Source organism: Caballeronia glathei (assembly GCF_000698595.1).
In the GTDB taxonomy this organism is placed as follows: domain Bacteria; phylum Pseudomonadota; class Gammaproteobacteria; order Burkholderiales; family Burkholderiaceae; genus Caballeronia; species Caballeronia glathei.
On sequence record NZ_JFHC01000004.1, the window covers coordinates 1 to 21754 of the forward strand.

The following is a 21754-nucleotide window of genomic DNA, read 5'->3' on the forward strand; positions in this document are numbered from 1 at the left end:
GATGTTCCAGTTGTGGCTGGAGCATCAAAAAGTCGCGACGATGCGCCCGCTTGCCACCCGGGCAACCGACCTGGCCTACATGGTCGGCTGAGATCGGCAACTTTCTGAACCCACCGGCACGGCCCCCTCACCGGATCACGATGCGGGGGCCTTTCCTCACGCGACGGGCCGTCACGAACGCAACGACGAATCCGAAATCGCCTCTTTCGCCTGTGCCGCTTCCCTCGCCTCACCCTTCGACACCGGCTCGAACACCACGTGCCTTGCCTGCGCATCGAACCGGCAGACCACGTCCGAGCCTTCCTTGATGTCTCCCTTGAGCATCTCCTTTGCCAACCCGTTCTCGATCAGTTGCCTGATCTGGCGCCGAAGCTCGCGCGCGCCGAACTCGGGCCGATAGCCTACGGTGGCGAGGTGATCGACGATCGAATCGTCGAAGCGCAGGCCGATGTCCTGACTGTGCGCCACGCGCTGCACCTGTTCGAGCTGCAGCCGCACGATATGGCGCGTCTCGTCGCGGCCGAGCGCCTTGAACAGGATGATGTCGTCGATACGGTTCAGGAACTCCGGCCGGAAGTGCTGGCGCAGCACGTCCATCACGCCGCTGTGCACCGACGCCGCGCCATCTCCGCTGAGAAAGCCCGGGCCCGCGCGGCTCTGGCCGGCGATCACGTCGGCGGCCAGATTGCTCGTCGCGATGATGAGCGCGTTGCTGAAATCCACCACCCGTCCCTTGCCGTCGGTGAGACGGCCGTCGTCGAACACTTGCAGCAATACGTTGTACACGTCGGGATGCGCCTTCTCGATCTCGTCGAGCAGGATCACGCTGTACGGCCGCCTCCGCACGCGCTCGGTCAGCTGGCCCCCCTCGTCGTGCCCCACGTAACCCGGCGGCGAGCCGATGAGCCGCGCCACCGCATGGCGCTCCATGTACTCGCTCATGTCGACGCGCACGATCGCGTCCTCGTCGCCGAACACGACTTCCGCCAGCGCCTTCGCCAGCTCCGTCTTGCCGACGCCGGTCGGCCCGAGAAACAGGAACACCGCCGTCGGGCGATGCCGCGCCTGCAGGCCGGTGCGCGAGCGGCGAACGGCGTCGCTCACCGCGGTCACCGCCTCGTCCTGGCCGATCACGCGCTCATGCAGGCGGACTTCCATGTTCAGCAGGCGCTCCTTCTCCTCGGCGGTCAGCTGCGCGACCGGAATGCCGGTGAGCTTCGCCACGATCTCGGCGACCTGCACCATCGTCACCCGCGACGTATCCGTGCCGACGTGCTGCTTCCATGCGTCCGTGGCCTCGTTGAGCGCACGCTCCTTTTGCTCGATCTCGCCATCGAGCGCATGCGCGCGGTCGAACTGCTTGCGCGACGCGGCGTAGTCTTGCTCGCGGCGCAGCTGCGCGAGTTCGGCTTCGAGTTCGAGAATCGCCGCGGGCCGCGAGGTGGCGGAGAGATTCGCGCGGGCCGCCGCCTGATCGATCAGGTCGATCGCCTTGTCCGGCAGGAAGCGCCCCGTGACGTAGCGATCCGACAGCTCCGCCGCGCCGACGATCGCGTCGTCCTCGATCGTCACCTTGTGATGCGCCTCCAGCCTGTCGCGCAGGCCGCGCAGGATGTTGATGGTCTGCACGACGCTCGGCTCGGGAATCAGCACCGGCTGGAAGCGCCGCTCCAGGGCAGCGTCCTTCTCGATGTACTTCTGGTATTCGGAAAGCGTCGTCGCGCCGATCAGGTTCAGCTCGCCGCGCGCCATGGCGGGCTTGAACACGTTCGCGATGTCGAGCCCGCCCTCGCCGCCGCCCTGCCCCGCGCCGACGATCGTATGCACCTCGTCCACGAAGAGCACGAGCGAGTCGCTGTTCGCGGTGATCTCGTCGACGACCTGCTTCACGCGCTCCTCGAATTCGCCGCGGAACTTCGCGCCCGCGACGAGCGAATTCACGTTCAGCTCGACGAGCCGCTTGTCGCGCAGCGACTCGGGGATGTCGCCGCTGATCATGCGCTGAGCGAGCCCTTCGACCACCGCCGTCTTGCCGACGCCCGGCTCCCCGATCAGCACCGGGTTGTTCTTGCGTCGCCTCGCGAGCACTTCGACCATCGTCTCGATCTCGCTCGACCGGCCGATAACCGGATCGAGCCGCCCTTCACGCGCGAGCGCCGTGAGATCGCGGCTGAACTTGTCGAGCTGCGGCGTGCGCGACGGCGCGACAGGCCCCCGCTGCCGCGCGCTCGTGCCGATGGCATGCAGGGTCTGCTGGCGCAGCGCCTCGGAATCGACGCCGAGCTTCGCGAGCAGCTGGCCGGCGAAGCTGTCGCGCACTTCGGCGAGACCGATCAGCAGATGCTCCGGTCCGACGTAGGTGTGCCCAAGCTGGCGCGACGCCAGAAACGCGCGGTCGAGCACGCTCTTCATGCGCGGCGATACGCCGATCATGCTCCCGGACGGCACCTCGCTCGCTTCACGCCGCTGCGCGTTCGCGTCGATGAACGCGCGAATACCCGACGCCTCGACGCCCAGGCTCTTGAGGATCGCGATGACGACGGCGTAGTCGGCCAGTTCGTAGAGAAGATGTTCGGTGTCCACTTCGCGGCGGCCGAACTGCACCGCGCGCTCGGCGGCACGCTGAAGCATTTCCTTTGCCAGATCGCTGAAATACTGGTCGATGCTGGCCGCTTCCGCGCCCTCGACCTGCTGCTGCCCGCCCGGGCCCGCCTGGGCGTCGGCGGGCCGTTCGCCCGCGGCGTCGGGCGCATCCGCGCGAAACAGCGCTTCGAGCGGCGATAGCGAGCGTTGATGACGCGTCAGTTGCGCATAGTGGAAGTCGCATACGTCGACGATACGGCGCTGGCCGTTCTGAAGGACGGCGAGGCGCACGCTGGCCGGACGCACGCCGCAGATGTCGCAAAGTAATCGTGCCATTCGAGGTTCCTCGTGCGATTGTCTCGATGGCGACACGTGGCGAGGGCCGGCGTCCGAACGTTCTGCTGTGTCGGAACACGGCTCCGGCGGCCACCATCCGTTTAACGGCGGAAAGTCCCTCGAGCATGTGCTGTTCCCTCCCGTCCGTGCGCAGACGGCAGGCCCGGGAAAGGTCGCTGCTCGTGAAATTGCGAGCACTGATCGTACACCGCGTGCGGCATCGCTGCGCGCAAGCGATTCAGAGCCGCGACGGGCGTACGCTCCACGCGATCCGGCTCGCGTGCATCAACCCCGCACTTCGATATGGTTGACGACGCCTCCGGTGCAATCCAGACACCAGGCGTCCTGCTCCGCCTGCCGGCTCTCGGCTTTGGTCGCCACCCGGCCCGACAGCGTGATCCTGCTGTTGCGCACATCGATACCGATCTGCTCGGCGCGCACGCGCGGATCGGCTTCGAGCACGAGGTGCAAGGCTTCTGAAATTTCTTCGTCGCCGTCCCATTCGGCGGGCATCGATTCGAGCAGGTTCACCACGTCGCGGCAGCCACCGACCCACCACGCGAGCATCCCCGCCAGCCGCCGGTGCGACAGGCTGATGACCTGCCCCGTCAGGGTCACCACGCCGCCCTCGACGGTCACCTCGATGACGCCGCTGCCTTCGTCGCCCGCCTGGTCCATCGTGCCGCGCAGCATGTCGAGCTGGCCCTTCACGCGCGCGCAGATCACGCAGTTGCGGAAATCCACCGCCTGCATGAGCCGCTCGCAGACGTGCGTGCGCAGTTCGCCATCGCCGACGGGCGGGTTCGCTGCGACACGCAACTGGTCGATCACAGGCGCCCCGTCGCCATGCAGGCGGGTCAGGCGAACGAGGCGCTTCTTGCACGCAATGTCAGGCACCTCGCCCTCGACGGTCAGCGCGCCGTCCCCGGCGCGTATATGAACGGAATGATGTTGCAGCTTCAGGTGCGACTCGCGCTCGAAGTCCGCCATCACCTGTTTCATGACCGTGTCGCTGCGTTGCATGATCCGCCTCGCGCAAGATTGATGACGCAGCGCATGGCTCAGGGGCCGGCGCCCGCGCCGCGAAGACGCCGGCGCGTCAGCCCGCGGGCATGCGCGCCGGCACGCCTGTCACACCGTCATGCCCTGGATGCGGCGGGCGAAGCTGGCGCGCTCGGCGCGGTCCATCAGGGCCAGAAACTGATCCGTGCCCATGTGGATCAGCTCTTCGTGGTCGCCGGCCTCGAAGTAGATATCGGGCTGGCGCGTGAGGCTCTCGTCGAGATAGGTCCGCATGCCATAGGCGGTGCAGACGGGCGGAACCGCTCCTGCATCGCAATCCTTGAACAGTTCGCGCAGATCGACTTCCGCGGCAAGCGAAAGCTGACGTCCGGTCGTCGTACGAAGCTCGGACAGTTGCACCGCATACGTGGATGGCAACACGGCTGCCACGTAGCCGTGCTCGTCTTCGAGAAGCACGGTTTTCGCAAGGCGGTCGCCGGGAATGTGCGCCGCCGCCGCGGTTTCCATGCTGTAGTGGCTGTACGGATGATGCACGATTTCGTAACGGGAGCCCTTGCTGCGCAGGCACTCCTCAAGCGTGGCGGACATCGACATGGCGCACCTCCTGACAAGGCGAACGGGAGATTCCTTAAGGATAGGTCGCTTTCGATCGCGTGGGAAAGGCGCCCCGGCGTCACGCACCTGTCTCGCCCGAGGGGACGGATCACCGGCGAAGCGTTTGCGGTTCACCCCGGCACGAGCCCTCGTTCCCCGAGCCACGCGGCATTGAAAAGCCGCGCGCGGTACAGGTCGCCGCGGTCGCACAGTAGCGTGACGATGGTATGCCCCGGCCCCATCTCCCGCGCGAGCCGCACGGCCGCCGCCACGTTGATGCCGGTCGAGCCGCCGACGAAAAGCCCTTCCTCGCGCAACAGCCGATAGACCATCGTGACGCACGACTGATCGTCGATGCGCACGGCATCGTCGATCGGCGTGCCTTCGAGGTTGGCCGTGACACGGCTCGACCCGATGCCTTCGGTGATCGAATTGCCCTCTGCGCTGATTTCGCCCGTTTTCACATAACTGTAGAGGCCACTGCCGTGCGGATCGGCAAGCACGGTCCTCACGCGCGGATTGCGCTCCTTGAGAAAGCGCGCGACGCCGGCGAGCGTGCCGCCCGTGCCCGTCGCGCACACGAATGCGTCCAGCTTGCCGGCCGTGTCCTGCCAGATCTCCGGACCGGTGGTCTCGTAGTGGGCCTGCCGGTTGACGAGATTGTCGAACTGGTTGGCCCAGATCGCATTGCCGATTTCCTGAGCGAGACGTCCGGCGATCTTCTGGTAGTTGTTCGGATCGCGATACGGAACCGCCGGCACCGCACGCACCTCGGCGCCCAGCAGGCGCAATTGATCCATCTTCTCCGGCGACTGCGTCTCCGGAATGACGATCACGCAGCGGTAGCCCCGCGCGGCGCAGATATGCGCGAGCCCGATGCCGGTATTGCCCGCCGTGCCTTCCACGACGGTGCCCGCCGGTCCGAGCACGCCGCGCCGCTCGGCATCCTGAATAATGTAGAGCGCCGCGCGGTCCTTGACCGACCCGCCCGGGTTCATGAACTCGGCCTTGCCGAGAATGTCGCAGCCGGTTTCCTTGCTGAGCGTCGCGAGTCTGATCAGCGGCGTGTTGCCGATGCTCCCGACGAAGCCTTCCCGTACAGCCATGACCGCCTCCCGTTCATGCCGTCCACGGCGACCGTTCCTACATTGACAGCATAGGCGAAGGGTCGAAGAGGGGCGAGGCCACCGTCGTTCCCGGTGGCGCCGATTCGTTTCCTACGTTCTTTAACCTGTTCAGGAAAAGCCCCGCGCACGGCGCGAACGCGTGGATCCGCAGCTCGCTATCTGGAGCGCACGCGTTTGCTGCGGGCTTTCGCGGGCTTGTCGTCCATCGTTCGCAGCCGGCTCAGTGCGCCGCTCGACAGCATCTCGCGGAGGATCGCCGAAAACGTGCTGGACGCAGCGCTGCTGTAAGCGCCCTTGCGCTTGAGCAGCGCAACCGTCCTGCCCGGAAACGCAGGGTCGAGCGGAACATAGGTCAGGTCGGCGTGCTCCTGCTGCATCGCGCTCGGAAGGACGGTCGCGATCTCGCCGCCGCGCACGATCTTCAGCACGACGCTGATGGAGTTCGCCTGCAGCGCGATGCGCGGCCTGATCCCGTTCGACTGAAAGTAGCTGTCGACATAGGCGCGCGCCGAAAAGCTGCTCGTGAGGAGCGCGAGCGGCAGCGCGGCCAGCTCCTGAGGCGTCACGGTGTGCGGCTTCGTCACGAGCGGATGCGCGCCGCCGACCACCAGCAGGAGACGCTCGGAAAAGAGCGGCTCGACTTCGATTTCCGCCGAGCGCACGTCGGCGAATCCGATCGCGACATCGATCTGGTCGTCCGTCAGCGCCTTCTCGATCGCTTCGAGCGAATCCTCCTTCAGATCGAGGGCGATGCCGGGATACAGCGCATTGAAGTGCCTGACGAGCGGCGCCACCAGGTACTCGGTGAACGTCGGCGTGAAGGCGAGCCGAAGCTGTCCGCGCGACAGGTCGCGCACGTCGTGCAGCGCGCGCCGCCCCGCCTCGAGATCGACGAGCGCGCGGCGGACATGCTCGACGTACGCGCTGCCGAAATCCGTCAGCCGCACGACGCGGCCGCTGCGGTCGAACAGCTGGCCGCCGAGTTCGGCTTCCAGTTGCCGGATGAACTGCGAAAGCGCGGGCTGCGAGACATGCAGCGCGTCTGCCGCGCGCGTGAAGTTGCGATGCTCGGCGACGGCGAGCAGGTACCGGATATGGCGGAGTATCAATCGGCGTCTCCATAAGATTTTCTTATTATGCAAATCCAAATCGGGTCTTGGACTTCAGCAGCGCCGCTCGGCACAATTCATGCAAGTCGGGCGCCGGCTGATTGTCAGCCGACGAATTCCCCGCCGTCAAAGGACAAGGGGTTTCACATGCAGTTCATCATCGTTGCTTCAGTCATTCTCGTGGCCATGGGGGCCCTCGCCACGTTTCTCATCGCCGACATGCTCGATGAGGGAGCGCTCTCGAAAGTCCAGCAGCACGGACGGTACGGATACCTCGGCGAAGAGGAAACGTCGGCGGCGGGCACACGTGCCGGCCTGCAGGGCGGCCTCGTTCCGGTGCCGGTGCGCGCGCGTCGCCATGCTGGCCTCGTGCGTGTCGCCGCGCGGCGCCGGGTCGCCTATCGCGGCGCGCACCGGATCTGAGCACCTCTGCCCGCGCACGTGACGCGGGCGGCGCGCCGCCTGCTACCGTTCGTCCGCTTCGATGATATGGAACACCGGCGTGGTGGCGCTCGCCGGCAGGGCGACGGCGCCGGAGAAAGCGGTCTTCCAGTCGTCGGGCAGGTTGATCGCGATGCCTTGCCGCCTGCCTCGCTCCTGCATCGTCTTCTTGAGGAGATGGCCGCTGAAGCCGAGGAAGGTGCTGGCGCTGAGCAGCGTCAGGATGCGCGGATCGTCTTTCTGCCGGGGCACGTGCGCGGCCTGTCGTCGAACCACGTCGAACAGGCTCGGAGGTGCGGCGCTGTCCCAGTCCTTCCAGGTGGGTCCGCCCCAGTGCACGCAGTGCGCGACGAAGACAACGAGTTCCACCGGCCAGTTGCTGACCACCCGGTCAGGCACCGCAGCGGCGCCCCCCTGTCCGCGCATCGCGTCCCACTCCGCTTCCATCCACTGACGGCGCATGTCGGCGTCGCCGGCGGTGTCGAGGAACGTGCTGATGAGGCCGACATCCTTTGAAAGCACATCCAGCGCCGCCGTGCCGTTCCTGACGGTCCGGGCATCCGGATCGACGACGTACCACGTGTTGCCGCGATAGATCAGGCCGGCGTTGCGCAATACCGAAACCACCTCGGCACCCGACTTGACGAGGTTGTCCATCACCCGGCGCAGCAGGCCGGTCGCGGCGAAGCCCGGGCCGAAACTGAATTTCGCCGAGTCCCACGTATTCACCGACGCCTGCGTTCCCTCGCCGACGCCCAGTTCCTTCCACAGCGCCTCGTTGACTTCCTTGCGCTTTGCGTCGGGAACATCGAGGCCGCGCGGCTGATCGCCCTTGTGCGACGGCCCGACGAACACGTAGCCGCCGGGCACGCGGTCGGCCGGCCGCGCCTTCACCGTCTGCAGCAGGTATTGCCCGGCCAGCGCCCGGTTGCGGCGGATCGCGTCGTACAGCGCCGAGTAGTAGCGCGGGTCGTTGAGGACGGGATCGTCGGGCTCGTCAGGAGGCGGAAGAAGCGGCGCCGGACGGCTGTCGGGACCGATGATGCGCGGCCAGTCGGGCGCGTCGTGCATGGCCCGCAGCTCGATTGCCTGATCCGGCAGCAGCCCCGCCGCCGCGGGTGAGCGGCCTTCGACCACATCCAGCGCAGCCATCAGACGGGCGTTCGTCCTGAACCGCGCCACGCCGGTAATCGTGGCGAAGGCGCCGGCGTCGAGCTTCAACATGCGCAGCGTATCGACGATATCGCGAATCCACAGGCCGTTGAGCGAGTCGGCGATCCGGTCGGTGTCGGATGCGAGCAGCAGATCGCGCAGGGCGTTCGCCATGCTCACCGCCGTTCCTGTCCACGCGACAGGCGCAGCCGGCGCCTGCGACTGGATACCGGAACTGCTGGCCGGTGCGCGCTGCACCGCTCGCGCGCTCGCTCGGTTGCCGGTCAGGCCCTGCATGGCGAACATGCGGGACGCGATCAGCGCATGGCCGGCGGTGCTGCGAGCGGGCGGCCGGTCGGCCTTGCGTTCGCTAGCGTCAGGCGGTTCGCCCGTTGCAGGCGCGCTCTCGGCGGGCGCGCCGCCGAGGAGCCGCTGCAACGCGTGGTTCCCGCCCGCGTCCCGGACCAGGGCGGCAACCTCCGACGCAACGCCGCCGCCCGGCTGCCGCGGAGCATCCCGGCCCGAAGAAGCCGATCTGGAATCAGCTGCCTGGCTCTTTTCGCCCGACTGGACTTTGCCTGCTGTCACCGGCCGTCTCCTTTCATTGCGCGATCCCGAGATCAATGCGCGCGCGAGGCGCCACACCGGCAACCGGACGGCCGTTCCGCACAAACGCCAGTCCGCCCGCTGCTTCCTGACCATTCTAGTGCGCGGCGGCGCCCTCTCCACTTGCGATGACGCGGCGCGATCCGCCATCGTGGGTGATAAAAGAGACACCCGATGCACGCGCAGGCCGCGCCTTGGCGGCCTTCAGGCCGCAAGGTCCGGCGCCGCCGGAAAGGTTCGAGCGGCCGGCGCGTCATTGCGCCGTGTAGCCGCCGTCGACGGCGATGCGCTGGCCGGTGAGGTAGCGCGCCTTGTCGCTGGCGAGAAAGACGATGGTCTCGGCGATCTCCTCGGGACTCGCGGCACGCCGCGCCGGCACCGCCGCGAGAAAGCCTGCCTTGGCCTTCTCGTCGCCGCCGACGAAGCGATCGAGCATGTCGGTGGCGACGGGGCCGGGCGCTACCGCGTTCACGCGCACGCCGGCGGCCGCGCCTTCGAGCGCCGCGCTCTTGGTGAGGCCTTCGACCGCGTGCTTGCTGGCCGTATAGACGGATGCGCCCGGCATGCCGACCTGTCCCGCGATGGACGAGAGATTGATGATCGAGCCCGAGCCCTGCGCGAGCATCGCGCGCATCTCGTGCTTGATCGAGAGCAGCGTGCCCAGCACGTTGGCCGTGAAGGTGTCTTCGTAGTTGGCGACGGTCTGCTCGACGATCGGCCCCGACTGGCCCTCGATGCCGGCATTGTTGACCGCCACGTCGATCCGCCCGAAGCGCTCGACGACCTGTTCGACGAGGTTGCGCACGTCGTCTTCGAAACGCACGTCGGCGCGCACGAACTCCGCTTCGGCGCCGAGGCCGCGCAGTTCGGCGGCGAGCGCCTGGCCCGCCTCCTCGCGGCGCCCGCTGACGACGACCCGGTGCCCTTCGCGGGCGAAGGCAAGCGCCGTCGTCCGTCCGATGCCGGTGAGCGCACCTGTGATCAGCACAACGTGCGGGCTGGTGGATGAGTGAGTGGACTGGTTCATTTCGATGCTCCTCTGTGTCGGGTTGACGTGTTGCGATGGATGCACTTTGATCGAATCCGGTCCGCTGAACCAGACGGCTCGCGCTCATATGACTGATTCCCATGAGGAATAGGCGCGGCGCGAAGGCGGGAGCGGCACCGTCGACAGGTTACTGCGACGCGAACTGCGTGTTCGCCGCGCGAGTGTCTTGCGATCGTATGCCTGATCGCGGCGCTGTGTTCCGTTGGGAAGCATGACGGTCGACGTCCCGGTTCTGACGAAGGCGGCCGTGCCTAGGAAGCGGAGGTTCTGGCCGAGGCGCCCTCTCGCGCGACCTGACACAATGCGCCTGGCCGCGCGGGCACGGCACCCGACGCGAGCGCTACGCCGAGGGCGGCGGCACGTTCGAGAGAAGCGGGCCGAGCCCTTCCGCTATCGTCAGATGCGCGATGACGGCATCGCGTAGCTTCGGATAGGGCAGGCCGGCAAGCATGGCGGTCTGCACGGCGGCCATGACTTCGCCCGCCTCCGAGCCGATCATCGAGAAGCCGAGGATGCGCTCGTCGGCGGCACCGACGAGCACCTTCATGAAGCCCTGTGCCTCCCCCGTCGCCGCGGTTCGCAGCACGGCGCTCATCGACAGCCGCGCGACGCGCACTTGAATGCCGCGCTTGCGCGCCTCGCGCTCGTTCATGCCGACGCGCAAGCGGGGGATCGGTGAACACGCAATACGGCATCAGCCGGTCGCTCGTCGCGCGCTTGCCGCCTGTCAGGTTGTCCCGGATGATGCGAAAGTCGTCTACCGACGCATGCGTGAACATCGGACTGCCCGCGCATTCGCCGATCGCCAAGATCTGCGGCGCGCTCGTCTCCGGCCGCAGCGATGAAGGATGGGGGACGGACCGGCGCAGCGAGACGCCGCCTACTGCCCGCGCGCAGGCGGCTGCGGATTGTTCGCCGGGTTGGTATCGAATCTGGCGATGCTCACGATGCCCGCGCCTGCGCCAAGCCCGGCGAGTTCCGATTGCAGCGCGTCGGCTGTCTCTTTCGCATACACCTCTTCACCGTCGACGTAGACCGTGAAGCTCTGCAGGTACTTCGCCTTCTTCTCAGGGTTCTCGATCGTCTGCCGGGTCCATTCGTACAGCGGATATTTTTCCGGACCCAGCCGGCGAGCCTCGTCCACGTAGTCGGCGAAGGCGTCGTACTGGCACTTCAGCGATGCGTCATGCCGGCGAAGAACGTCGCGCAACGCAGCGTGCGATGCGCATGCCGGGTCCGCGCGCAACGCGGCGGCAAGCTCGGCGGATACGCCGATCCTGATCTGAAACTTCCATGTGTCATCCATCGTCGCCTCGCTCCCCGGCACGTTCGCACGCAATCGGCATGCGCATGCGAGCCATTCTAACGATTGCCGCCACGATGCCCTTCGGCATCGTGGCGGCGAGTGCGAACTGCGAGGCAGATCCGGCTATCGCATCGACTTCAGGAACGTGATCGACGGCGCGAAGAAATACTCGCCGCCGCGCATGATGACGAAGCCCGAGAAGTCCTCCTCGCCCCTTCCGTCGCTCAGGCGCTTGCCGTATTCGACCGGCCAGCGCTGGCCCGACTGGCCGGCCGGCTGGCCGATCACCGGATCGATGCCCGTCGCCGGGTTGGGCGGATCGAGCGCCGCGCCCGTGGCCGGATCGATCAGCGCACCCGGCGCGCCCGGCTTGCCGGAGTTGCGGAAGTTCGCGTTGTTGACCCACTTCGTCTGCGTGAACTCGAACTGTTTCGCCAGATCGCTCTGGAACGCCATGAAGAGCAGCCCGACGTTGCCCGTCGGCTTGTTGTCGAGCCGGTCGTCGTTGGGATCATCGGTGCGCGTGCCGTACGGGATGCCTCGCCGTGCCATCAGGTGCGTCTTCGAATCGGCCGTATCCGTGCGCGGGTTCGACTTCCTGATGTGACCGGCGAACGGGCATTTGCGGCCCGCGGCATCGTCGGCGAAATTGAAGTTGTTGCTCGGCCCTTCGGCCGGAATCGTTCCTTCGACCGGCGACATCGTGACCGGCATGCCGTTCTCGAACCGCCCGACGACGCTCGCGCCGACATCGACGGAATTGGCCGCAAGCCCATACGTCTCCTCCAGCTGACGCGACAGCTGTTCCTCGCGCGTCTTGAAGCCGCGTACGTTCTGCTCCAGCTTCCTGAAGACGAAGTAGCTGCCGAAGCTGACGTCGTGCTTGCCGCCCGGGCACGGAACGAGCAACTGGCGAAGATGAATGGAAGGGTCCCAGTCCGATATGCCGCCCTTGCCGTTCTTCTCGCCATCGACGTCTTCCTGCAATGCGAGCGGCTGGCTGCGCCCGTCGACATAGCCGAAATGCTCGATGCCGTTGCCCGCCGCATTTCTCAACGCGTTGCCGTCTTCGCCGAACGCCGGATTCAGCAGCTTCACCGCGCCGCCGGTGCTGTTGATGCGCGCGACCATCTTGTCGCGTTCGGCGTCGCGGGTGGCCTTGTCGTCGTGGCCGATCAGGATCATCGCGTGGATCTCGCCTGCGAAATGCGGTTCCCAGGCGTTCACCGGCGGATCGTTCAACTGCCGGGTCTTCATGCCTTCCTGAAACGCCGGGTCGGCGGGCCTGGCGTCCTGCCTGCCGAGCGCGTCGTAGCCCGTCGACGACAGCATGAACGCGACGAAGGTGCCGCCGCCCACGCCCGACTTTCTGTACGCCTGCGCCTTGAGCAACTGATCGAGCGCAGCATTGACGTCGTCGGCGACACTGCCGGCGAACCTGCGTGCCGCGTCCTTCTTCTGCGGGTCGAACGCGATGAACAGATTGCTCGTATAGTCGCGGCCGTGCCCCTTGAGGATGTTGCCCTGCAGATCGTTGAGCATCGCGAGCTCTGCTGCGGCCTCGGGTTTGGCCGCAGCGTGAGCATTCGACCAGGACAGCGTTTGATCCAGGTTGAGAGACATAAATACCTCGTTGGACAAAAACTCATCACAGGCAATCACTGAAAACGCGCCGGTTTGCCAGCACGTGAAAATGGCGCCATTCCACCGGCAATCCGGTTGTTCATATACCGGCGGAATGGCCGACACGGAAATGGAATCGGACTCTTCTTTCCGAAAACAGGCGAACGCCATTAACAATTGCAAATGCCGCTTTATCCAGCCTTCATCCGAATGTAATCGGCGCATCATCCAGACGCGCCGATATCGTCGCCGCACCTGGGGATAGCGCGGGTCAAATGAAATCGCGTCGAACGCTTTTGGCTGGTGCGAGTGTCTTGGCTCGCAATATTAATTTAGGATGCCGGGGATTCGGAGTCGGCCAAATTACCGTTTCTAAACGCCGCTCGCGATAAATGCCGCGCCATTCGGTTGCGGGAATTGCGCGGCGCCGCGGCCGCCATTACCGGCTTGCAGAATTGCATTCTCGTTTCATTGCGGCCTGAAACGCCGGCGGCGAGGCAGGGATACGATACCTCTCATGCCTGGCGCGGCAGTCGCGCCGGCGTGCGGCATTTTCTTTCAGTGATCCCGGGAGCAGGCCATGTTTTCAGTGATGTTCGAAGTTCATCCGAAATCGGACCAGTGGGACGCGTATCTCGGCTACGCGCGCATGCTCAGGCCGGAACTGGAACGGATCGACGGCTTTATCGACAACATCCGCTATCGCAGCCTCACGCGCGATGGCTGGCTGCTATCGCTGTCGGGCTGGCGCGACGAAAAGGCGCTCGTGCGCTGGCGCACCGAGGCGCTGCATCACGGCGTGCAGGAGAAAGGCCGCTCGGACGTGTTCCGCGACTACCATCTGCGCGTCGGCGAGGTGACGCGCGACACGCGCCCGCCCGAGGGGCATGTGCTTCGGGAACAGCGGCTCGACGAGACGCAGGCGGGCGACGGCACGACCGTGGTCCTGATCGACGCCCGGCGCGACGCCGGGCGCGATACCGGCTGGACCGCGACGGCCGGCGCCGGGGCGGTCGCGGAGTCGCTCGGGCTGGCGCCCGAGGCGCGCGGCCTCGTCGCGTGGGACGTGTTCGACGCGGTGCTGACGCCCGGCGACGTGATCCTGCTCATGACCTGGCGGGACCACGACGCCGCCGCGGCATACGAAGCGTCGGCGCATCTGCCGGACGGCGCGCGGCTGCGCCGCGTGCGCGTCGTGCGGGACTACGGCATGTTCGACCGCCGCGAGGCGCCGCAATACTATCCCGCCGTCGAGGCTCGTCACGAAACCTGAAGGCGCGTATCGAACGGCCGATGGCGGTCAGTGCGTCCACAGCCAGTGCGTGCCGAGCCCGGCCGTGATCGCGGCAGGGTCGAACCCGTAGGCCATCAGCGCGGCGAGGCCGCGCCGCCCGTCGATCGACGCCGCCGCGCTCGTGAAGCCGTGCTTCGCCATCAGCGACGCTTCGAGCCCGTCCGCCGCCGCCTTCCCGGTCTCGATGGCCTGCATCGGCTCGGTCGCGTTGCGCGCGAGCCCGGCCGCCTGCGTGGCCGCGATGCCGAGCGCATGCCGCGTGCGCGTTTCGTCGAGCTTGAGGAGGCGCGACACCGCGAGCGATGCGCCGATCACCCCCACCGCCGACGACACGTTCCAGCGCGCGCGAAACTCCTCGCTGTCGAGCGCGGCGAGCACGCGCGCCGCCGCCTCGATGCCGACGGCCGCAGCCGCGGCAATTTCATCGGCGCTTGCCTTGAAGCGCTCGCTGGCGGCGATGACCGCGGCAAGCACGGGGATCGCGGTGGATGGCGGCGTGCGCGTGGCGAGCACGGCGCCCACGACCCACGCGCGCACGCGGGCGTCGGTGGACACGCTGCCCTGCGAGCGCAGCAGCGCGGCGATCTCGCGGCCGGTGTCGCCGGCTGCGTCGGCGATCGCGCGGGCGTGCGAAATGGCGTGGCCCGCGGCGGCGACGGCCCGCGAACGCGGGTCCGCGAGGGGCGCAGTGGCGAAGCTCACGAGCGCGTCGGAGACGGCGGAGCGGGTGGCGGTGTCATGCATGATCGAGCTCCGTGGTCGGAAGGAAGATGTCGAAAAGCGCGTCGAGATTTGCGGCGGCATCCAGCCCGGCCACTGCCGCGGCGAGCCGCAGCGCCGTGCCGTTGCCGAGCAGCGGATCGACGAGCAGGCGGACTTTTTCGATCAGCTCGTCGTCGGTCAGCGGCCGCGCGAGGCTGCCGCGCGCGTGCTCCACATGGGCCCCGACGACCGCGCCGCCGGTGAGCCGCGCTTCGATGAACACCTCGTCGCGGTTCACCGACGGGTCCGGCGCGAGCTTCGTCAGCGCCCGCAGCGCGCGCACGTCGGCGCGCACCACGCGCGCATCCTCGTATTGCGCGAGTCCGACCTGCCGGTCGCAGAGTGCCGCGGCGACGCCGTGGATCGCGCTGAAGCGCGCCTGCAGGCCGTCCTTCGGCTGCGGGTTGCCCATCAGCTCGGGCACGAGCGGATGGCAGCGCACCGTGATGGCCTCGATCGCGCCGGCGTCGTCGATCTTCGACGCGAGCACGAGGCCCGCATCGATCGCCGGATGCGCGACGATCCCGCACGGATACGGCTTGTAGGTATTGAAGAGCAGTTCCCAGCGGCCGCCCAGCTCGCCCGTCATCAGCTCGAAATCGACCTTCGTCGAGAGCGAATGCGAGTAGCCGCCCTGGGCCTCGAACACGTCCGGCGCGGCGCGCTGGCCCTGCCGCGCGAGGCGCGCGGCGGCGATGCCGTTGGCGGCCGCCTTGCCGGGGTGAAACGGCTTCGTCATCGTGCCGAAGGCTTCGCGCTGGCCGACGAACATTGATGCGGCGATGGACATGGCTTGCGCGAGTTCCTCCTCGCTCGAGCCCAGCAGCAGGCTTGCCGTCACCGCGCAGCCGATGACCCCGCAGGTGCCCGTAATGTGCCAGCCGCGGTCGTAGTGTTCCGGCGAGATCGACACGCCTGCACGCAACTGCGCCTCGCAGCCGAGCGCGAAGGCGGTGAGCGCGGCACGGCCGGTCGGCCTCGTCTCGGGCGCGAGCGCCGTCAGCACGGCAAGGACGGACGCCGCCGGATGGATGACGGTGGCGAGATGGGTGTCGTCGAAATCGTCCAGGTGGCCGGCAAAACCCGTGGCGAGCGCGGAGAAATGCACGTCGACCCGCTCTCGCCGGCCCGGCACCGGCACGATTTCGGCCACGCCGAGATCGTGCGCCGTCGCGAGAATGGCATCGACGCCCGGGTGCGCGGACGCGCCGACCGACGTGCCGACGACATTGATGAACGAACGCCTGGCTTCCTGCGCAACCGGAGCAGGCAGCGGACGGCGGGCGAGCGCGTAGAGGCCCTGCGCGAATGCGGCGGCGATGGAACTCATTGGGACAACTCCTCGAGACGAATGCCGTTGGTCTTCGGGCCGAAAAACCCGACCATCACGACGATGACGAACATGGCGGAAGAAATCAGTGCAAACACGGCGGGCACGCCCGAATGTTTCAGGAGCGCCGCCACCCAGAAGCCCACGAAGATGGAACTCACGCGGCTCCAGCTGAAGACGAAGCCCACGGCCCGGGCGCGGATGCGCGTCGGATAGAGCTCGGCCTGATAGGTATGAAAGATGCCGATCAGCCAGTTGTTGGCGATCGTCACCAGGCCGCCGAACAGCAGGATCGGCAGCGGATCGCGGGCGAGCCCGAACAGCACGCCGGCCACGGCCACCATGACCGCGCATCCGACCAGCTGCCACTTGCGCTCGATGCGCTCGGCGAACGCCATCGCGCCGAGCGCGCCGAGCGGCGTCGTGAAGGCGATCACCATCGTGTAGAGCAGCGAGTGCGTGATCGTGAGGCCCTTCGTGTAGAGCAGCACCGGCACCCACGCGCCGAAGCCGTACACGCCGAACGTCTGGAAGAAGTTGAAGAGCGAGAGCATCACCGTGCGCCTCAGGTAGCGCCCCTTCCACATTTCCGCGAACGATCCCTGGCCCTCGCCCGCGGCATCCGCCGTGCCGGTGCGCGGCGGCTCCAGCGCACGCCCCGTTTCCGCGATCACGCGGCGCTCGATCGCGTCCACGATCGTAAGCGCTTCGCCGAGGCGTCCCTTGCTCTCGAGCCAGCGCGGCGACTCCGGCAGTCCGCGCCGCATGAACCAGATCAGCACCGCGCCCGCCGAGCCGATGATCATCACCCAGCGCCAGCCGTCGAGGCCGAGGAACGCGTGCGGCACGAGCGCGTAGGACAGCACCGCGACCACCGGCACCGAAGTCAGGATCACGAGAATGCTGAACGCCATATAGCGGCCACGCGTATGGTGCGGCGTCAGCTCGGAGATGTAAGTGTCGACAGTGATCAGCTGCACGCCGATGCCGATGCCGGCAATGAAGCGCCAGAGATCCATCGTTTGCGGCGAGGTCTGGAACGCTGCGACGAACGTCGCCACCGAGTAGATCAGCATCGCGAACGTAAAGACGGCGCGGCGCCCGAAGCGGTCGGTGAAACCGCCCAGCGCTACCGTGCCCACGAACATTCCCGCGAAAAACGAGCCGAGGAAACTGGCGAAACCGTTCACGTCGAAAAGACCCACTGTGGTTGCGCGGTACATCCCGCTCCTGATCAAGCCCAGCGCGATGTAGGCCGCCATGAACATTTCGTAGAACTCGAACCAGCCGCCTATCGCAATGCGCGCGACGAGGCCGCGGAAAAATCGCGTGGGCGGCAGGCGGTCGAGCCGCGCCGACACGCCCGCTGCAACAATCTCCTTCTCCACGTACATGACAGTCTCCCGAAAGGAAAGTCAGTTGATCGCTGTATTTGGTATAGTGTCGACACTTTGCGGAGTGTAGGGCGAAACGATGCCTGCTCTCAAGTTAAAAATCTGTTAAATGTACACACTTCGGGTCATAGCGCGTGTTTAGCTAATGAGATTAGGATTTGCGCTCGATGGACCAGCCATCCCGGCCGGCCGGACCGCTGCATGACGGGGAAAAGAGATGGGCGAACGTGTCGACAGAAGCATGGCGGCGGATGACGGCGATCATTCGCCGGTGGCGGAGATCGTCGACTGGGTGGCGCGCGGGATCATCGAAGGCCGGCTGCAGCCGGGCGATGACCTGAATTCCGTCGACCTCGCGAAGCGCTTTCACGTCAGCCGCACGCCGGTCAGAGAAGCGCTGTTCGTGCTGGATCGCGAAGGGCTCGTCGACTGGTCGCCGCGCCGGCGCCCGCGCGTGTCGGCGCTCAGCCTCACCGACGCGCGCGAAATCTACGAGCTGCGCGCGCTGCTGTACGGGCAGGTTTCGCTTGCGATCGTCGCGCGCGCCAGCGACGACGACATCGAATCGCTCTGGCGGGCCCACCGGCAACTGGCCGGCGCAGCGGAGCGCGAGGACGTGGACGGCTTTTTCTGGGCCAATGTCGCGTTTCGCGACGAAGAGTTGCGCGTGAGCGGCAACGGCATTCTCAGGGAAGTGCTCGATTCGATGCGCATGCGCACCAACCGGCTCAGGCACCTGAGCGCATCGCTGCCCGGGCGGCTCAGGCGGTCCTGCGCCGATCACCAGCGCCTTTGCGAGGCGTACGCCGAGCGCGACGGCACGCTCGCCGCCGCGCTCAACCGCTCGATCGTGCTGGGCGCGCTGCGCGCCATCGAGCATGCGTGGCAGGAGACGCCGGCCGGCCGGTGACGGCGGGCTCCGGACGCGATCCGGTTCAGCGCGCGGGCCGCCTCGCGCGGCGCGCCGTTTTCGGACAAGACGAAAGGAATAGTCACGCCTCGTCGGCCGTTATGGTGATGTGCGGGGCCGTTCGCTCATGAATCGACGATCAACCGCCCGACGGCAATGCCGTTTCTTCAATACGCCGCGTCTGCGGCGCATCCAGGAATCCGGCCCCATCCAGGCACCGCTACGGGAGAGCACGCATGGCCCGCCTCGTCATTCCGTCCCACATGTCCGGAGAGCAGTACATCACGAAGGCAGCGTTGATCGCCGATCCGAAACTCGAAGTCAGGGTGTTTCCCGGCACGAAAATGCTGCTCGACGAATACAGGACAGATGCCGCACGCCGGGGTCAGTCATTGGCCGAACTTTATAATTCGCGCCATCGCACCGCTTTCGCAAACGATGCTGAAGTCAGAAACGCGATCGATCAAAAGCAGAAAGAAAACCTCAAATCGATGGTCGAATTTTTTCAAAAGGACATTATCAATCCGGCAAGGGTGTCCAGAGACGAAAATGAAAACCTCAAGCCAGTAACGCGTGGCTCGACGCAGGCCGTACGGGAGCTTTATCGCGACCCTGCGCGCAACGCGCAACAGGTCATCAGAAACGGCCTGGAAGTCGATCCTGAAACTCAACGCGGCATAGAGGAATTCTACTTTTCGAAAGGCTTGAAGAAGGACGAAAAATACGCGATTTTCTGGGGGCGAAAATCGGGCGAAATGACGGGCGCCGGTCCCGCCCTGGATACCAACGAAATCATGCTCGCCCAGATGATGTTCGTGATCCGCCGCAAGGATCCCCTGCGCAAGCTCATCCTGATCGGCGATCCGGTCGCGCTGCCGCTGGAGGTCGATGACATGAAGGTCCCGAGCTTCGACATCGATCTCGTGCGGTACTGGGACAGCGGTTTTCCCAACGCCACGGGTGTCCTCGCGCAGATGGGCTTCATCCGGCTCATCATCGACTGGAATCCGGACTCCGTCAGCATCGGCACCAATAGCGGCATTCTCGAGCTTCCGCATCTCATGGGCATGAAGACGGTATATCTCGAGAATGTGCATGACCATGCTCGCAAGGGCTTGCGGTGGCAGTTGCTTGCGGCGAACTATCGTGTTCCGACGGCGGACGAACTGAACGTGCTCGAAAGGAAACTGAAGAGCGAGCAGGCAAGCCCCAATCCCAACACAGGAAAGATCGACGCGCTCAACCGCGATATCGCGAAAATCAATAACAAGAAGATCGACGTCCTCAATCAGATCCGCCCCGGATTGCAGCGGTTCTCGACGACCACCAGCACCGAATTTCGCGCGTCGCGCAAGGCGTTGTTCGACGAGGTCGGGGCCTGGCTCGACAGGCAATCGCCGCCGGAGCCGCGCAATCCGGTCGCCGCGCATGACACCTTTCTCGATCTCCTGACATCCGCTGCGAATACCCCCGAAGGTGACAGGGAGTCGCTCGCCGGCTCTGGACAGTCATCCCCCTGGTGGACTCTTCAGCACAAGGCCGAGAGAGCGTGGGCGCCTATTCGCACTTCCCGGCAGCCATTCAGCGGATCGCCCGGAAAGCGCACGGATGCGCTCGCGGCGATGTCGGGCGCCATGCGGCTGCATGGCTTCACCACCGCGCAGAAAGAGCAGTTCTGGAACACGTTCAACTACACCTATGTCAACGACCGCGAAATGCCTGCGGTCAGCGCGCCGGACGTACGCGCAGGCTATCGGGCGTGGCTTCAGGAGACCGACGAGATATGGGCGTATGTGAAAGGCAGGCAGTTCCCCGGCAGTTAGCCACGCGATCGCCGCTCCTTCGCACGCGTGGCCTACCCTGCACGCGCATCACGTCCGCCCGTTTCGACAGCCGCCTTCGCTGCCGCCGTCATGACCGCGGCAGGCATCAGCCGCCCCTGGATCAACTGGCCCGCTGTCTTCACGGCGAGCGTGCCGATCACCACGTTCGCCGCGATGAACAGGACGGGTGCGAGCCATTCGACAGGACCCGTGGCGCCGCGCTCGACCATGCGCATCGCCATTGTCGGCAGCGCCGCGGCGCCGAAGCTGAAGGCCCAGTATGACGGCGCGAACGGCTGCTTGCGAATCCACGGCAGCAATCGCAACAGCAGGAGCGCCTGATACAGGCCGTAGCCGAGGAGGATCTGCGCGAACAGGTCGGGCGCGCCCGCACCGAGGCTCAGATAGGTCACGCCACCCACCACCGGCGGTGCAAGCTGGATGCCGACCAGCGGCCGCAATGCTTCGGAGAGTGGCTCACGAACGGCCGCGCGGTGCATCACCATCGATTCGATCGCGAGCCACGACAGCAGGCCCGCGCCGAAAAACATCGCGCCCACATGCGGCCAGCCGAAGCTCGCGGCCGCGGTTCCCGCGACGAAGCTGGGCGCGACCGACGGCAGGTACATCGCCGGGGTCACGGTTTCCGGCGGACTCACGCCCTGCCAGAAGCGCCCATGCAGAAACAGGCCGAGGACGAGCTGCCCGGCGACCGCCACGCTGAACAACGCGATCGCCGCGACCCGCGAGTACTGCAATAGCGCGAGCGCCGCAAGCAGGCTGGAAACGGGTGCGAGCGCCGCCAGCGACGATTGCACCGGATGCTGCAGTTCGGCGAGCGCCTGCGCGCGGTAGGCGATCCACTTGTGCGCGTACGCGAGCAGCAGGACCAGCCAGAGCGCGAGCGATGCGACGGTCAGCACCTGAGCCACGACAGCCGGCAAATGCCAGATCCGCACACCCACGCGCCATGCGTTCGCGAGCGCCAGCGCGCCCACAGCGATGCCGAAGAAAGCTGCCGGCATCGGTCCGCGATTGGTATTCATGCCTCACCTCCCTGATTTTTTCATGGCGCCCGCCTTGCGCAGGCGTGTCGATGGGAGGCACTTTACGAGGCCGCGCCGTACGCGGGAATGCCGCATTGACGCAGGAAAATGCTCGATCGTCTCAAAGGAACCAGGCCGGCAAAGCAAGACGAACGACGACTACCCGTCGCGATCAGGCGCGAGGCATCGAGCAGAAGGCCGCCGCGCGACGAGCGGCTCGCGCACCACAGCGGGGAACGGCTCGCCT

General features: G+C 66.4%; 18 protein-coding genes. 4 read left to right on the forward strand and 14 right to left on the reverse strand.

Going from position 1 to position 21754, the window contains the following annotated elements; translation table 11 throughout:
* Nucleotides 1-171 precede the first annotated feature (171 nt).
* The 5 genes from BG61_RS04455 to cynR form a co-directional block, all read right to left on the reverse strand.
* On the reverse strand, nt 172-2919 hold the full coding sequence (locus tag BG61_RS04455; RefSeq protein ID WP_051672267.1) for an ATP-dependent Clp protease ATP-binding subunit: 2748 nt from the start codon (nt 2917-2919) through the stop codon (nt 172-174).
* 285 nt (nt 2920-3204) lie between these two features.
* The gene (locus BG61_RS04460; RefSeq protein ID WP_035926876.1) at nt 3205-3942 is read right to left on the reverse strand and encodes a BON domain-containing protein; all 738 of its coding nucleotides are present in this window, start codon (nt 3940-3942) and stop codon (nt 3205-3207) included.
* Nucleotides 3943-4050: 108 nt separating this feature from the next.
* Nucleotides 4051-4536: an aminoacyl-tRNA deacylase gene (locus tag BG61_RS04465; RefSeq protein WP_035926879.1), complete on the reverse strand. Its 486-nt coding sequence runs from the start codon at nt 4534-4536 to the stop codon at nt 4051-4053.
* 131 nt (nt 4537-4667) lie between these two features.
* On the reverse strand, nt 4668-5642 hold the full coding sequence (locus BG61_RS04470) for a cysteine synthase A (protein ID WP_035926882.1): 975 nt from the start codon (nt 5640-5642) through the stop codon (nt 4668-4670).
* 176 nt (nt 5643-5818) lie between these two features.
* Complete coding sequence (cynR, locus tag BG61_RS04475; protein WP_051672268.1) at nt 5819-6772, reverse strand: transcriptional regulator CynR; 954 nt, start codon at nt 6770-6772, stop codon at nt 5819-5821.
* A gap of 147 nt (nt 6773-6919) precedes the next feature.
* Between cynR and BG61_RS04480 the strand changes: the two genes are divergently transcribed.
* Nucleotides 6920-7195: a hypothetical protein gene (locus BG61_RS04480; protein WP_035926885.1), complete on the forward strand. Its 276-nt coding sequence runs from the start codon at nt 6920-6922 to the stop codon at nt 7193-7195.
* Between the two features lie 42 nt (nt 7196-7237).
* On the opposite strand, the gene BG61_RS04485 is transcribed toward BG61_RS04480, so the two are convergent.
* From BG61_RS04485 to BG61_RS04505, 5 genes are all read right to left on the reverse strand, one after another.
* Nucleotides 7238-8953, reverse strand: a complete 1716-nt coding sequence (locus BG61_RS04485; protein WP_161783661.1) for a hypothetical protein — start codon at nt 8951-8953, stop codon at nt 7238-7240.
* Nucleotides 8954-9224: 271 nt separating this feature from the next.
* Nucleotides 9225-9998 (reverse strand): SDR family NAD(P)-dependent oxidoreductase, encoded by a 774-nt coding sequence (locus BG61_RS04490; RefSeq protein WP_051672269.1) that lies wholly within the window; start codon nt 9996-9998, stop codon nt 9225-9227.
* A 361-nt stretch (nt 9999-10359) separates the two neighbouring features.
* On the reverse strand, nt 10360-10671 hold the full coding sequence (locus tag BG61_RS04495) for a hypothetical protein (RefSeq protein WP_232255992.1): 312 nt from the start codon (nt 10669-10671) through the stop codon (nt 10360-10362).
* A 228-nt stretch (nt 10672-10899) separates the two neighbouring features.
* Entirely contained in the window at nt 10900-11325 is a 426-nt protein-coding gene (locus tag BG61_RS04500; RefSeq protein WP_035927160.1) for a hypothetical protein, read from the reverse strand.
* A gap of 123 nt (nt 11326-11448) precedes the next feature.
* Nucleotides 11449-12948 carry a Dyp-type peroxidase gene (locus tag BG61_RS04505; protein WP_035926893.1) on the reverse strand — a complete coding sequence of 500 codons (1500 nt, stop codon included), beginning with the start codon at nt 12946-12948 and terminating at the stop codon, nt 11449-11451.
* Between the two features lie 580 nt (nt 12949-13528).
* On the opposite strand from BG61_RS04505, the gene BG61_RS04510 reads away from it, so the two are divergent.
* Nucleotides 13529-14221: an antibiotic biosynthesis monooxygenase family protein gene (locus BG61_RS04510; RefSeq protein ID WP_035926895.1), complete on the forward strand. Its 693-nt coding sequence runs from the start codon at nt 13529-13531 to the stop codon at nt 14219-14221.
* 27 nt (nt 14222-14248) lie between these two features.
* Here BG61_RS04510 and BG61_RS04515 read toward each other — a convergent pair whose 3' ends face one another.
* The 3 genes from BG61_RS04515 to BG61_RS04525 are packed head-to-tail and all read right to left on the reverse strand — an operon-like array spanning nt 14249 to nt 17728.
* Nucleotides 14249-14986: an MmgE/PrpD family protein gene (locus tag BG61_RS04515; RefSeq protein ID WP_035926898.1), complete on the reverse strand. Its 738-nt coding sequence runs from the start codon at nt 14984-14986 to the stop codon at nt 14249-14251.
* The gene (locus BG61_RS04520) at nt 14979-16334 is read right to left on the reverse strand and encodes an MmgE/PrpD family protein (RefSeq protein WP_035926900.1); all 1356 of its coding nucleotides are present in this window, start codon (nt 16332-16334) and stop codon (nt 14979-14981) included. Before BG61_RS04520 ends, BG61_RS04515 begins: the two co-directional genes overlap by 8 nt.
* Entirely contained in the window at nt 16331-17728 is a 1398-nt protein-coding gene (locus BG61_RS04525; RefSeq protein ID WP_035926902.1) for an MFS transporter, read from the reverse strand. Before BG61_RS04525 ends, BG61_RS04520 begins: the two co-directional genes overlap by 4 nt.
* Before the next feature lie 217 nt (nt 17729-17945).
* Here BG61_RS04525 and BG61_RS04530 point away from each other — a divergent pair, with 217 nt between their 5' ends.
* The gene (locus tag BG61_RS04530) at nt 17946-18638 is read left to right on the forward strand and encodes a GntR family transcriptional regulator (protein WP_035926904.1); all 693 of its coding nucleotides are present in this window, start codon (nt 17946-17948) and stop codon (nt 18636-18638) included.
* Nucleotides 18639-18874: 236 nt separating this feature from the next.
* Entirely contained in the window at nt 18875-20461 is a 1587-nt protein-coding gene (locus BG61_RS04535; RefSeq protein ID WP_035926907.1) for a hypothetical protein, read from the forward strand.
* Between the two features lie 32 nt (nt 20462-20493).
* On the opposite strand, the gene tehA is transcribed toward BG61_RS04535, so the two are convergent.
* The gene (tehA, locus tag BG61_RS04540; RefSeq protein WP_035926909.1) at nt 20494-21507 is read right to left on the reverse strand and encodes a dicarboxylate transporter/tellurite-resistance protein TehA; all 1014 of its coding nucleotides are present in this window, start codon (nt 21505-21507) and stop codon (nt 20494-20496) included.
* Between the last annotated feature and the right edge of the window lie 247 nt (nt 21508-21754).